This window comes from Acidovorax sp. SUPP950 (genome assembly GCF_030158935.1).
In the GTDB taxonomy this organism is placed as follows: domain Bacteria; phylum Pseudomonadota; class Gammaproteobacteria; order Burkholderiales; family Burkholderiaceae_C; genus Paracidovorax.
Genome location: NZ_BQXE01000001.1, coordinates 1757708 through 1770717, shown reverse-complemented (window position 1 = coordinate 1770717; position 13010 = coordinate 1757708). Strand labels below are relative to the sequence as shown.

10 protein-coding genes and 1 tRNA gene are annotated in these 13010 nt (G+C 70.4%); 6 read left to right on the top strand and 5 right to left on the bottom strand.

Features of this window, described 5'->3' with window-relative positions; translation table 11 throughout:
- Positions 1-4 precede the first annotated feature (4 nt).
- Positions 5-2272: a TonB-dependent receptor gene (locus AVME950_RS08200; RefSeq protein WP_284429393.1), complete on the bottom strand. Its 2268-nt coding sequence runs from the start codon at positions 2270-2272 to the stop codon at positions 5-7.
- A 187-nt stretch (positions 2273-2459) separates the two neighbouring features.
- Positions 2460-2843: a DUF2946 family protein gene (locus tag AVME950_RS08195; RefSeq protein WP_284429392.1), complete on the bottom strand. Its 384-nt coding sequence runs from the start codon at positions 2841-2843 to the stop codon at positions 2460-2462.
- A gap of 205 nt (positions 2844-3048) precedes the next feature.
- Here AVME950_RS08195 and AVME950_RS08190 point away from each other — a divergent pair, with 205 nt between their 5' ends.
- From AVME950_RS08190 to AVME950_RS08170, 5 genes are all read left to right on the top strand, one after another.
- Positions 3049-3570: a DUF2127 domain-containing protein gene (locus AVME950_RS08190; RefSeq protein ID WP_284429391.1), complete on the top strand. Its 522-nt coding sequence runs from the start codon at positions 3049-3051 to the stop codon at positions 3568-3570.
- 218 nt (positions 3571-3788) lie between these two features.
- Positions 3789-5303, top strand: a complete 1515-nt coding sequence (locus AVME950_RS08185) for a lyase family protein (protein WP_284429390.1) — start codon at positions 3789-3791, stop codon at positions 5301-5303.
- A 52-nt stretch (positions 5304-5355) separates the two neighbouring features.
- Positions 5356-5799 carry an META domain-containing protein gene (locus AVME950_RS08180; protein ID WP_284429389.1) on the top strand — a complete coding sequence of 148 codons (444 nt, stop codon included), beginning with the start codon at positions 5356-5358 and terminating at the stop codon, positions 5797-5799.
- Between the two features lie 125 nt (positions 5800-5924).
- Positions 5925-6185, top strand: a complete 261-nt coding sequence (locus tag AVME950_RS08175; RefSeq protein WP_284405358.1) for a hypothetical protein — start codon at positions 5925-5927, stop codon at positions 6183-6185.
- A gap of 363 nt (positions 6186-6548) precedes the next feature.
- The gene (locus AVME950_RS08170) at positions 6549-7277 is read left to right on the top strand and encodes an IPTL-CTERM sorting domain-containing protein (protein WP_284429388.1); all 729 of its coding nucleotides are present in this window, start codon (positions 6549-6551) and stop codon (positions 7275-7277) included.
- Positions 7278-7510: 233 nt separating this feature from the next.
- Here AVME950_RS08170 and AVME950_RS08165 read toward each other — a convergent pair whose 3' ends face one another.
- Both AVME950_RS08165 and AVME950_RS08160 read right to left on the bottom strand, forming a co-directional pair.
- Complete coding sequence (locus tag AVME950_RS08165) at positions 7511-8038, bottom strand: hypothetical protein (protein ID WP_284429387.1); 528 nt, start codon at positions 8036-8038, stop codon at positions 7511-7513.
- A 20-nt stretch (positions 8039-8058) separates the two neighbouring features.
- Positions 8059-8133 (bottom strand) — tRNA-Arg (locus AVME950_RS08160).
- A 175-nt stretch (positions 8134-8308) separates the two neighbouring features.
- On the opposite strand from AVME950_RS08160, the gene AVME950_RS08155 reads away from it, so the two are divergent.
- Positions 8309-8803 carry a guanylate cyclase gene (locus AVME950_RS08155; RefSeq protein WP_284429386.1) on the top strand — a complete coding sequence of 165 codons (495 nt, stop codon included), beginning with the start codon at positions 8309-8311 and terminating at the stop codon, positions 8801-8803.
- Between the two features lie 9 nt (positions 8804-8812).
- Here AVME950_RS08155 and AVME950_RS08150 read toward each other — a convergent pair whose 3' ends face one another.
- On the bottom strand, positions 8813-13006 hold the full coding sequence (locus AVME950_RS08150; RefSeq protein ID WP_284429385.1) for a translocation/assembly module TamB domain-containing protein: 4194 nt from the start codon (positions 13004-13006) through the stop codon (positions 8813-8815).
- Between the last annotated feature and the right edge of the window lie 4 nt (positions 13007-13010).

Below are 13010 nucleotides of genomic sequence, written 5' to 3'. Positions count from 1 at the left end.
GCGTTCAGAACGCCACCTGCAGCGACACGTCCACCGTGCGCGGTGCGCCCAGGTACACCTGCGCGCTGCGCGCTTCGGCCGCGTAGAGGCGGTCGGTGGCGTTGCGCAGGTGGCCCGAGAGCGTGGCGGTGGGCGAGAGCTTCCACGACAGCCCCAGGTCCAGCAGCGTGTACGAGGGCCAATACTGCGTGTTGGCCGCGTCCGCAGAGATGCTCCCCACGCGCCGCGCCCCCGCCGTGGCCTGCAGCGCGGGCGTGACCGCATAGCCCAGCCACAGGTTGGCCACGCTCTCGGGCGTGTTGGTGGGCGTGCGGCCGGCCAGCGACACGCCGCCCTGCACGAACTGCTCGTAGCGGGCGCGGGTGCGCATCGCGTTGGCCTGCAAATGCCATCGGTCGGTCAGGCGCAGGCCCACGGCGACCTCCGCGCCGCGCGACGACTGCTCGCCCACCAGCACGGTGAACGCGGGGTTGTTGGGGTCCTGCGAGGCGATGTTGCGCCGCGTGATCTGGAACGCCGCCACTGTGGCCGTGCCCCGTCCGCCCCAGAAGTCGAACTTGGCGCCCGCTTCCAGCTGCCGGCCCGTGGTGAGCGCGCTGTTGTTGGCGACGTCGGCGAACGAGGCCGTGGACAGCGAGCCCGACGGCGGGTCGCTCGCCGTGGCGTACTGGGCGTACACGTTGGCGCCGGGGGCCACGTCCCACACCACGCCCAGGCGGCCGGTGGTGGGCGTGTAGCTGCGCTCGAACGTGGCGGGGCTGGTGGCGGTGACGGCGCGGCGGTTGGTCAGGTCCAGCGCGATGCGCTCCTGCCGCAGCGCCGTCACCAGGTTCACGCCGGGCACCAGGGCCGTGCGGTTCTCCACGAACACCGCGGTGGTCTGCACGCGGTTGTCGCGGTCGGCGCGAAAGCCGGGGGCCATGCCGGGAATGTCGAAGAACCGCTCGGTCGTGAAGCGGTACGGGTCCACCGTGCTCACCGTGCCGGCCAGGCTGTTGGGAAAGCGCGTCTGCCGGTTCACGCTCACGTCCAGGCCGAAGGCCCAGTCGCTCGGCCGGCCGGCCAGCGTGCCGTGCCAGGTGGCTTCGGTGCGGTTGCCCACCAGTTGCTGGTCGTGCCGCTGCAAATAAGCGCTGCCGCGCGAGACCTGCGTGTTGGCCGCGTTGAACTGGTAGGTCTCCACGTTGCGGTAGTCGCGCAGCGCGTCGTAGGCATAGAGCGTGTTGCGCCACTGCAGGGCGTCGGACACGCGCCACTGCGCCACCGAGCGCAGCCACTGCACGCGGTGGGCGTACGTGCCGTCGCTGCTGTTGTAGTTGGTAAAGCGCGTCCCGGGATCGATGCGCAGTGCGCCCACGGCGGGGTTGAGCACCGGCGTGCCCCAGTAGGGGCGGTCCACCGCGTCCTTCTGGTACTCGTACGCCAGCAGGTGCGTGAAGCCGCCGCCCAGGTCGGACAGCAGCGATGCGGCCAGCTGCGTGGACCGGGTCTGCGTGCCCGCGGTCCAGCTGCCGGCGTCGCGGTGGTTCACGTCGATGCGCGCGAAGTGGCTCGGACCTGCGCCGCCGTCCTGCGGCCCCGCGATGCGGCGGTTGAGGCCCACCGAGGCTTCCTTGAGCCCGTACGAGCCCGCGCGCAGCCGGCCTTCCGCGAAGTCGCCGCTGCGGTCGGGCGTCTTGGTGATGTAGTTGAGCGAGCCGCCCACGGCCCCCGCGCCGTACAGGAAGCTCGACGCGCCGCCGACGGCCTCCACCCGGTCGTAGATCCAGCTGTCCACCGCGCGCGTGGCGCTGCCGTATTGCACCGTGATGCCGTTGTACAGCTGCGTGACCGAGTTGTTGCTGAAGCCCCGGTAGCTGGCCGCCATCGAGCCCGGCGCGTTGTGCGCGGTCACGCCGGGGATCGCCCGCAGGATCTCCTGCGTGTCCTGCGCGCCACGGGCTTCGATGGAGGCGCGGTCCACCACGGTGACCGAGGCGGGCGTCTCGCGCGGCGTGAGGCCCAGGCGGCTGCCGGTCTCGGCGGGGGTGTCCAGGTTCAGCCGGCCCAGGGGCTCGGCCGGTGTGCCCGAGACGGTCACCGGCGCCAGCGTGGGCACGGACGACAGGGGCGCGTCCTGCGCCGGGGCGGCGGCGGGCCCGAAACCGGCCAGCGCCGCCAGCACCGCGTGGGCCAGCGGCGAGCGTGCCTTGCGCGGTGTTCGGGCCGAAATCGGCTGCGGCTGCAGTGGTGGCGCGGGCAGGGCGGAGGAAAAAAAGGAAGTCGTGGTCATGGCATCGATCAGCACGCGGATCGCCCGCACCCGGCGCGCGCCGCCCGCCGCGCAGTGGCGGCGGTACGGCAGTGCGCCCGGCGGGCCGGATCAGCAAAGGGGAGGGGAAATGCGTTCGCGCGGGGCGGCAGTCACCCGCCCACGGGCGGATGGCCGCGCTGCGGCGAACGCAGGGAGCCGGCGAGGCTCAGGTGTGCTGAAAGACCGGGGGCCCGCGCGCAGGCAATGGCGCGGCCGTGGCGGCCGCGATGCGCGCCGCCGCAATTGCCTGCATGGCATGCCCTAGCGGCAGCGGCTGCGGCAGGGTTTGCACCGCCACCACCGGGGGCGGCGCGCCGTGGGGAATGCACAGGGGGCAGTCCATGGCCGTCTGCCCCATCTCCACCGGCCCGTCGTCGGTCTGCACATAGACCTTGACCATGCCGGACGTGGAGCAGACCCACTCCATCGCCCGCGCATGCACCAGCGGCGAGGCCGTGGCCACCGCCATCGCCGCCATGAAGCCCATCAACACCCAACGGCGCAGCGCACGCAGGGCGTGCAGCAGGGCGATGGAAGTCGGTTGCTTCATTTTTGATAGCACTATGCCGGGAGGTTGATTGCGCTGGAGACCTTTTTGACCCAGATCCGCGTTCGTGGAGCAGCGCCATCGGATCGTCGGGGTGGGCCGCCGGATTGTAGGCCGGGGCCCCGGCTGCGCGGTGGGGTCGGCGGCGCGCGTGCCGGCAGGGCCGACAATCGGCCTGGTGCCCGTCCGCCTTCGTCACCCATTCACCATGCATCCATCCACGCCGTTCGCGTGGGAGGCGTTTTTCATGAACCAGGCCGTCCGTCTCGTCGCGTTCCTCGAAGCTTTCAAGGGCCTGCTCGTCCTGGCCGCTGCCACCGGGCTGCTGTCGCTGGCACACCGGGACATCTACGCCATCGCCGTGCGGCTCATCGAGCATGCGCACCTCAACCCCGCAGCCAGATACCCGCAGATTTTTCTGGATGCGGCCCGCAACGTGCAGGACTCCCGGCTCATGCTGCTGGCCCTGGGCGCTGCCGCGTATGCCGCGCTGCGGCTGGTGGAGGCGTACGGCCTCTTCAAGGAACGCCCCTGGGCCGAGGTGCTGGCCGCGGGCAGCGGGGCGATCTACCTGCCGTTCGAGTTCATCGGTTTTCTGCACCACAGCAATGCGCTGCACGCGGGCATTTTCGTGGTCAACGCGCTGGTGGTGGGGGTGATGGTGCGGGCGCTGCTACAGCGGCGCGCTGCGCGGCCGAGCGGTGCGCCGCAGGGCCTGCACGGCCGCTGACGCCGATGGCGGGTGGCGGCGCCGGGGCGGCTACCATGGCCTTTTCCCCCGCGGAGTTCCCATGCGCAAAGCAATGACCGTCCTCGCCGTCGTCGGCACCCTCGCCGCCCTGTACTTTGCGTACCGCTACGGCGTGTATTGAGCACTGAACCAGCGCGCCCATCATCGCCACGGCCACCCGCGCCGGTGGAACGAACCCATTACAGAGACAACAGGCCATGCCCATGAAACCCACCCGACTCGCCATTGCCGCCGCCCTTTCCCTGGCGGCCCTCGTGCCCCACGCGGGCGCCCAGACCCCCGCCAAAAAGCACGACGATTTTTTCTGGCTCGGCGAGATCAACAAGGCCACCGCCGTCATCAACACCGACGAAGGCCTGCTCGACAAATCGCTGTCGCCCCTCGTCTACAAAGGCATCACCCAGGTGCTGGCCAACGGCGACAAGCCGGGCGGCAAGCGGCCCTCATTGGTCATCACCTTCGAGCCGTTGCTGATCGAGGCCGCCGGCCCCCAGATCACGCTGCTGCACGCCGGCCGATCGAGCCAGGACATGCTGGCCACCGAGCGGTCCGCCATCCTGCGCGATGAAATGCTCCACCTGGCCGAGGCGCTCAGCCAAACCACCGCCACCCTGATCGAACTCGCCGGCAAGCACCGGGCCACCGTGGTGCCCAACTACACCAACGGCGTGGCGGCCCAGCCCAACAGCTACGGCCACTATCTGCTGGGCATCGCCGCCGGGCTGGAGCGCGACGCCCAGCGCATCCGCGAAGCCTATGCCCGCATGGACCGCTCGCCCATGGGCACCACGGTGCTCAACGGCACCAGTTGGCCATTGAACCGCCAGCGCATGGCGGACTACCTGGGCTTTTCCGCCACGGTGGACAACGCGTACGACGCCGCGCAGATCTCCGCCGTGGACCAGCCCGTGGAGGCCGGCGCCATCGTCATGGCCATCGCCCTGCATGCCGGCAGCTTCATCGAAGACGTGATGACCCAATACGCCCAGCCGCGCCCCTGGATCCTGCTGCAGGAAGGCGGCGGCAACACGTATGTCTCCAGCGCCATGCCGCAAAAGCGCAATCCCGGCCTGCTCAACAGCACCCGCCGCGACGCATCCACCGCGCTCAACCTGGGCATGGGCCCCGCATTGCAGGCGCACAACATCCCCCCCGGCATGAGCGACCCCAAGGAGGTCCGCACCAACGCCGCGATGGTGCAGGCGGCGGTCGGCGTACTGAACAACTGGACGCGCATCCTCAACAACCTGGTGATCGATCCCCAGCGTGCGCTGGAGGAGCTCAACAGCGATTGGACCGCATCGCAGGAACTGGCCGATGTGCTGATGCGCCAATACAAGCTGCCCTTCCGCGTCGGCCACCATTTCGCCTCGGAGGTCGTGGAATACGCCAAGGCCAAGGACATCAAGCCCCTCGCGTTTCCGTATGCGCAGGCGCAACGCATCTACGCCGAGACGGTGAAGGGAACGGAGTTTGCACAGGTGCTGCCCCTGTCCGAGGCCGAGTTCCGTTCCACGCTCGACCCCGTGGCGATCGTCAGGAACCGCCAGACCGCCGGCGGCCCGCAGCCCGCCGAAATGGACCGCATGCTGCGCGAGGCCTCCCAGCGCGTGGCCGAGCAGGACGGCTGGATCAAGGCCCGGCGCGCGCAGATCGCGGCGTCGCTGGCGCGGCTGGATGCGGATTTCGAGAAGTTGGGCGGGGCCCGCTAGGGTGCTCGCGCTCATCGCTGGTGCTGCGCTCGCTCTGATAGCGAGTGGCGCGATGGCCTCGCCCCCTCAGCGGGAGGCAGAGCCAGCTCGCGAAAACTTCTACCTCGGCACGCTGGGTAACGCTGAATGGGGCCTGGTCTCGATCTTCGGCCCTGATGGCACAGAGCGGCACGATTGGCCAAAGACCGGCATGGGCAATTCCGGCCCATCGGTACGGTTGAGCTTTCCAGGTGCCGGGCTTTTTGGCCTGCGCGTGTGCAACGGGTCGACATTCCGATACCGGTGGTGGGCCGAGGATGGCGGCATTCGTGCCGAGCCAGTTTTCCAGACGATGGCTGCGTGCGGCGATCAGCCCCTGATGCAGATGGAGGCCTGGGCCAATCGGCAGTTGTCGCAAATTCGCCGATATAGCCTGTACACCGCAGCCGGTGGCACCTTGAGGCTCAGGCTGTCTTTTGCCGATGGCAGCCGTTGGGAGCTGCAAGGCTCGCCTTGACGCGGTCGGTGCCGCGCGGCTTCGACGCATTTCGAAACAGCCGAGGGCAAGGGCCGGGCTATGGTGCGACTGTCACAGGCAGGTTGTGGCCATCGTTCCATCCATGCACCAGGAGAAGAAAACCCATGGCACTCGTTCCATGCCCCGAATGCAACCGACAGATTTCCGATCAGGCAACCGCTTGCCCCGGCTGCGGCCATCCGCAGGCACCCGCCATCAGCAGGCGCTCTGCCTTTGAATCCGGCACCCACGAGGGCCGCCACGCCGGTACCGTGAAAGCCGGCATTGCCGGGATGACCGCCGCCAGCCTGGGCGGCTGGGCCGCGCGGGCGGTGGCGGTGGTGGTGCTCGGCATCGTCGCGGTCGTCGCGATGCTCAGCCGTTGAGACGCGGTCTGCGGGCGCTGACCCCGCATGCCTTGGACCGACCGTCCCTGGAAACTCCGGCTCGCCGCCATGCGCTGCGTCCGCTCACCGGCGGCGGCCTGCCCCGGGTGATCGACGGCTGGCTGGCGCAAGCCCCCTAAAAAAACGCGACTTTCCGCAGATCCAGGGCTGGAACGCTTGTAAGAAACCCGTCAGAAACGCATGATCCCGGGTCTTTTTCGACCTGCTGCCAGTTGATCCATGGTTTTTGCGTTCTCCCCGCCTGTTCCCCCCTTTCTGGATATTCGGAGATGGGCTGCCCGATGGGCCCTATTCATTGCGCTCGCCGCCCTCTCGCAGGGCGCGTGGGCCATGCAGATCTTCGTGAAAACCGTCTCCGGAAGGACCATCGCTCTGGACGTGGAGCCCAGCGACTCGATTGAGAACGTGAAGGCCAAGATCCAGGACCAGGAAGGCATTGCGCCCGAGCAGCAGCGGCTGATCTTTGCGGGCAAGCAACTGGAAGACGGCCGAACCCTCTCGGACTACAACATCCAGAAGGAATCGACCCTGCATCTGGTGGTGCGCCTGCCGAGCGTCGAGGACTCGTTCACCGGCGCTTCGCCCGCCGGCAGTGGGCAGATCACCGCGTCGCTGACCGGCGTGAGCGGTTGCACGTTCGACACCGCGCAGACCGCGTTCGAGGTGCCATCCAGCCGCCCCGCGGGCGCGCAGTTTCCCCAAGGCGTCTTCCGCTTCGTGACCACCACCTGCGCGGGCAAGGTCACCGTGACGTTGAAGTACCCGCAGGCGCTGGCAGCGGGCAGCCGCTTCATGAAGTACGGCCCGCGCACCGCGGGCGCGGCGCAGTCGGAGTGGTTCGAATGGCCGGGCGCCCAGATCAATGGGGACACGGTGACCTTCGACATCGAGGACAACGGCCCGGGGGACGCCGATCCGGCAGTGGGCACGATCTCCGATCCGGGCGGGCCGGCGGTGATCGCCGCGGCGCCGGCGAGTGCCGCCGCCATTCCCACGCTGTCGCACTTCGGCTTGGCGATGCTGACGGCCTTGCTGGGGCTGCTGGCATGGCATCGGCGGCGATCTGCCTGAGCGCAGCGCGTGTCTGGTCCTGAGGGAGGCCTCTCACGGGGGCTGTGGGGCACTGCGTTCTGGCAACGCAGCATCTGGCGCCATTGAAATGCCGGCGCACGGATGAGGTGAACAGCTTGCTCGAACCGGGCGCGTGCTCAACGAAAGGCTTGTGCAAAGGCTTCCCAGGATAGGCCGGTGCCTCTTGCGAGGTCGCTCGTCACGCCGTCAATTCGGCGATGGCGCACCCCGTCTCAGCAACGGAGCCTGTGCTGCTGATCCCTGGCATCCTTGCGCTCCCGCCTCACCCAGTCCAGGTCGTAGTACCGGCTGCCGGCCCGCCCCATGCTGTCCAGCATCCTGACCCGCTCTTCCAGCGCAGCGCATGTGCCGTTGTTGGCCTGGGAGGGCTGTGGTGCTGGCAGGGCGTGGCTTTGAATGGGCGCAGCTGCAGCTGCCTCGGCTTGCGCCTTCTGATGCCTGCCGGCCTCCACTTGGTCATTCCACGACACGTTGGCAGGCACCCGCTGAATCCGTTCGATGGTCCACCCTCTTTGTGCGCAGTGCTCGGCGGTCCAGTACAACCCGCCCTGGGGGGCGCGACAGAGGTAGATTTCCTTGGTTCGCGGGCCACTCGGATCGCTGATGATCGGCGAGGTGTCGATGAGCTTCGCGCCTTTGCATGGCTCATCGGTGTACGTTTTTCCGCAGCGATACACCTCAGCCGACGCGGCAAGAGGCAGCGCACAGGCGGCGGCAGCAAGGACGAGGCGAAAAGCCATTGCGCTAAAGGAAGGAAATCTGGTCCCCTCGACAGGAATCGAACCTGTATCTAGCGCTTAGGAGGCACTCGTTCTATCCATTGAACTACGAGGAGGACGGGCGATTGTAAAGGCGTGGCCGTGGCAGCTTTTCCCCGCCGTGCTGAGACCTCCGCAAAAGAAGATCGCGCCCGGCGCGGGGCCACAGGCCATGGGAGCGCCGCATTTCCGCAGTGGCAACGCGCCCCGGGCGGTGCGCCGCTCTAAAATGCCTCCGCAATGATTTCACCGATGACGCCTCCACAGTTCCACGCCCTGCTCCTGGCGGAGGGACTCTCTCCCGCCATGGAGGCCCTCAACCGCGGTGTGCCGCATCGGTACACCGGCATCTTCCAGGTGATCGAGTCGCAGCTCATCAACGTCTTTCTCTACGACAAGCAGCACCAGATCCGGCCCGAGGCGCTGGCCGTGGTGGCGCTGGACAACAGCTTTTGCCAGTTCGTGCTGCGCGATGGCTCGCTGCTGGTGGACAACTCGATGCACGACGAGCGGCTGCTGGCCAGCTCGTTCCGCGGGGTGGTGGTGGCCTACCACGGCGTGCCGGTGACCGATCACCGCGGCGGCCTGTACGGCACGCTGTGCCATTTCGATCTGGTGGAGCAGGGGCTGGCGTCCGCCCAGTTCGAATTGCTGCAGGCCGCGGGGAGCCTGCTCTATCCCTATCTGCCGCACGGGGATGGCCGGGTGCAGAACGCGCCCCAGTTCGCCCGCGCCGCGGCGGGCTGATGGGCCCCGTCAGTCGTACCGCACCGTGTAGATCAGGTCCACCGCGCTTTGCGCGCCGGTCTGGCCGCGCAGCGTGAGGCTCTTGGTCAGGTCGTAGAAGATGTACAGCGTGCCCAGGGCGCCCGAGAGGCTGCGCTCGTAGGTCACGTACAGGTCCTTGGACAGGCGCTTGCCGAAGGTGAGCGCGGCGGCCGAGGCATCCTCGCCCGAGCCGGGGCCCTTGAACCCGATTTCGTCGAGCCCCACGCGCTTGGCGAAGTTGCCGGCACCGGCATTGCCGTTACCCCCGAGCAGCGCCAGCGCCGCCTGCTGCAGCAGCGCGGCCTCGGCGCCGCCGGCGGCGCCGCTGCGGCCCAGCACCACCCAGGAGAGCTTTTCGGCGTCGGGCAGATCGGGGTCGGAATAGAGCCGCACGCGCGGCGCCTTGGCCGAGCCGGTGACCTGCACGCCGGCGCGCACGCTGATGTTCGGCCGGATGGCCAGGATGTCCAGCGCGGGGTTGTCGTACGGGCCGTTGAAGCGTGCCAGGCCCGTCTCCACATCGAGCGACTGGCCCCAGGCGCGGTAGCGGCCTTCCACGGTGCGCACCTCGCCAGTGACGCGCGGCGGCGCCCCGGCGACGGTGGCGCCGCGGATTTCCAGTTCGCCCGCCAGGCGGGTGGTGATGCCGTGGCCCTGCAGCGCGAAGTCGTCGCCCAGGTTGAGGGTGACGGCGATGTCCGGCGGCTTGGCGGCTTCCACGCGGCCAGCGGCCTGTCCCGCGCGTTCGGCCTGCTTGACGGTTTCGCGGTCCTTGGCGGCGGAGCGCACGACCACGTCGGTGCCCAGGCTGGGTGCGCCGGCCTCGGGCAGGATGATGGTGGCGCGGTCGGTGGTGAGCTTGCCGCGCAGCGTGAACTGGCCCTGCCGCAGCCGCGCCTGCAGATTGCCGGACACGCTGACCTGGCGGTCGGCGCGCACCAGCACCTGCAGGGCGCGCGCCTCGGCGTCGAAGTCCATGGCGATGCCGGAGCCGGAGCCGGTGGCGCCGCTGCCGCCCGTGGCCCACGACACACTGCCTTGGCCGGTGAGCGTGCCGCCGTCGCGCGGGGCCGCGGTGCGGTTGCCGCTGAAGCCGGCGATGCGGGCGTTGCTGCCCTGGCCGCCGTTCACGCGAAATTCGGTGATGTCGAGCCGGTCGCCGTTCAGCGTGGCGCGCAGGCGCCCGTCCTGCAGGTCCACGCCGTCGATGAGCGATCGCACCGACAGCTGGTCGGCGCCGAGCGTGCCGCTCCATCGGGGCGCGGCGCGGTTGCCGGCGAGGGCGACATTGGCGTCCAGCGTGCCCTTCACGCGCCAGCCCGGCGGTGCCAGGGCGGACCACACGCCCACGTCCGGCAGCTGGGCGCGCACGGTGGCGGCCAGCGGTGCATCGGCAGGCCATTGCCAGCCGCCATCGGCACGGGCCAGCCGGGTGCTGCCATCGGCCTGCACGCGGCCGGCGCGTTCGCTGTCCCACTGCACACGGGCACGCACGGTGTCGCCCTCGGCCTGCAGCTGCACTTCGGCCTGCCGCACGCCCGCCGGCGTGCCGGGCCCTTCGCTCGTCTGCGCGCGGCCGGCGCCCTGGCCCTGGCCGCTGCTGTGCACCACCGTCGTGGCGGGCGCGGCGCTGCCGGCCAGCACGCGGATGTCGCCGCTGGCGCGCCGCACGCTGGCACTGGCGCGCAGGGTGTCGCCCGCGTCCACGTCCCAGTCGCCGTCGAACACGAGGTTGCCCGCCAGGCCCAGCCGCTGCAGTGCTTCCTGGCCTTGCGGGCCGAACGCTTCGGTCCAGGCCATGGGCAACCCCTGCAGGCGGCCCTGCGTGCGCAAGGCGATGGCGCCATTGGCGGCCTGGGCAAAGCGCACGGGCTCCCAGTGCAGCGTGACCTGCCCCGGCGCCGGGCCGGAGACGGTGGCCTGGCCGCCCGAGGTCTCCACCTGCAGGCTGGGCGACTGGCGCAGAGCAACGGACAGCGGCTGGTTGAACTGCACCGTCCAGGGGCCGGGCAGTTGCTCGTCGCGGGCCTGCGCACGCAACTCGGTGATCTGCGCGTTCCATTGCCCGGGGGCGGCCGTGCCCGCGGTGCCGCGCAGGCGCAGGTCCAGTCGACGCCGGTCCACGCGCGCCTCGCCGTCCAGCGACAGCGTGGACTGGGGCAATCCGCCGGCCAGTTCGGCGCGCACCGCCGTGAGCCGCACGGCCATGGGCGCGGCCGAGCCGCTGGCGGGCAGGGAGACGTCGAAGCGCGGCGCGGCCAGCCGGGCCTGCCATTCGAACCGCTCGCCGGCAGCGGCGCGGGCCGTGCCTGCGGCGGCCGGGGCCAGCAGGCCCGCCGCCTGCAATTGGCGCTGCAGGGTCTGCCAGCCGCCGTTCCAGCGGGTGGTGAGCTGGGCGTCGCCCTGCATGGATGCGCCGCGCAGGGCGGTGGCCAGGCCGGGCAAGGACTCGATCCAGCGCTGCACGCGCTGCGCATCGGCCACCCGCAGCTCCAACTGGCCGTTGCCTGCCCGGGGAGCGATCTGGCCGTCCATCTGGGCCGTGGCACCCGGCACGGTGGCCTGCAACTGTCCTTTGACCGACAGGTCGGCCGTGCCGATCTGCAACTGGCGTGCATTCACCTGTGCCTGCAGGGCATCGAGCTGCAGGCGGGCGAGCGCCAGCCGGCTGCCTTGCCAGGTGCCTTCGGTGGCCAGGCGCTCGACGCGCAAGGCTGCCGGTGCGCCGGTGCGCCGGGGTGCCGCGGCACCGGTGGCACGCAGGTCGGCGGAAAAGCGCACCAGCGGTTCGCCGTCGCCGCCTTCGCTGCGGGCCTGCGCCTGCCCGGCGACGGGGGTGGAGTCCAGGGTGCTGTAGAGGGCGCTGGGGCGCAGGCCTCGCACTTCGGCACGGCCTTCCATGGCGCGCGTGGCGGGGGTGAAGCGGCCCTGCAGCGCCACGCTGCCGTTGCCGATGCGCGCGGTGGCGTCGGGCACGGTCCACTGCGTGCCGTCGAAGGCGGCCTGGGCATCGATGCTTTCCAGGGGCAGCCGGCGCTGGTCCCACGGTCCCGGCACGGCGTTGCGCAACTGGGCACCGATGGCCCAGCCCGCGGCGGTGGCACCGGGTGCGGCAGCAGCGGCCGGGTCCACGCGCAACTGCCCGCTCAGCGAGGTCACGGGAGCTTGCGGCCACAGGGCGGCCAGATCCAGGGATTCGACCTCGGCGCGCGCCTGCAGCACCGGCTGCGCAGCCCAGGGTGCGATCTCGGCCTGCACGTCGGCACGCATCGGTTCGGCGGGTTTCGCGGGTCGGGCCGCTGGCTTGCCGGGTTTGGCGGATGGGCCGGGGGCGGGACGCGAGGCTTGCGCTGTCGGCGGAGCCGCTGTCAATGGCTCGGCGGCCTGTGCCTGCAATTGGGCGGTGATCTGCAGCCGTGCGGCTGCGGTGGCCAACGTGCCTTTGGCCTCGGCATGGGCCTTGGCTTCGATGTCGTCGCCGCCGCCCGGCGATGCCGTGCGCACGGTGCCGTCAGCCTTCAGCTCCAGCGCCATCGGCGCCTGGGCCTGCACGGTGGCCTGGCCGGAATAGTGGCCCTGGGCGAAGGCCACGCTGTCCAGCGCCAGCCGGTGGTGGGTGCCGTCGTAGCGGTAGTGGCCCGCCAGCCCCTGCGCGGAGACAGGGCTGGGCGCGGCCCAGGTGATGCTGTCCACGCGGAACGGCAGGTCGATGCGCAGCGGCAGTTCCAGCGATTGCAGCGGCTGTGGCGGCGTGTCGGGTTCGGTGCGCGGCGGGCCCTGCGGGATGATCTTGACCTCGGCCGCATGCACCTCGCCCAGGGTGAGCTGGCGCTGCAGCAAGGGCGCCAGCTGCCAGGCAATGCGTGCATCGTTGACTTCCACCGCCAGCGTGGGGCTGCTCCAGCGCAGCCAGCCGATGTGGCCGCCGGCGCGCAGCGAGCCGGTCACGTCGCGGGTTTCGAGTTGCTGGTCGGCGGGAAGGTAGCGTGCCGCGCGGTCCAGCGTGGTGGCCAGCGAGGCCTGGCCGCCGGCCCACCACCAGGCCGCACCGAGGACGAGGGCGACCAGGGCCAGCAGCGCGGCGAGGGTCCAGGCGGCGATGCGCCAGCCGCGCCGGCGCCGGGGTGCGGGAACGGGGGCCGCCGCGGCGGCGTAGGGGTTGCGGGGAGCGCGCGTTGCCATGGGT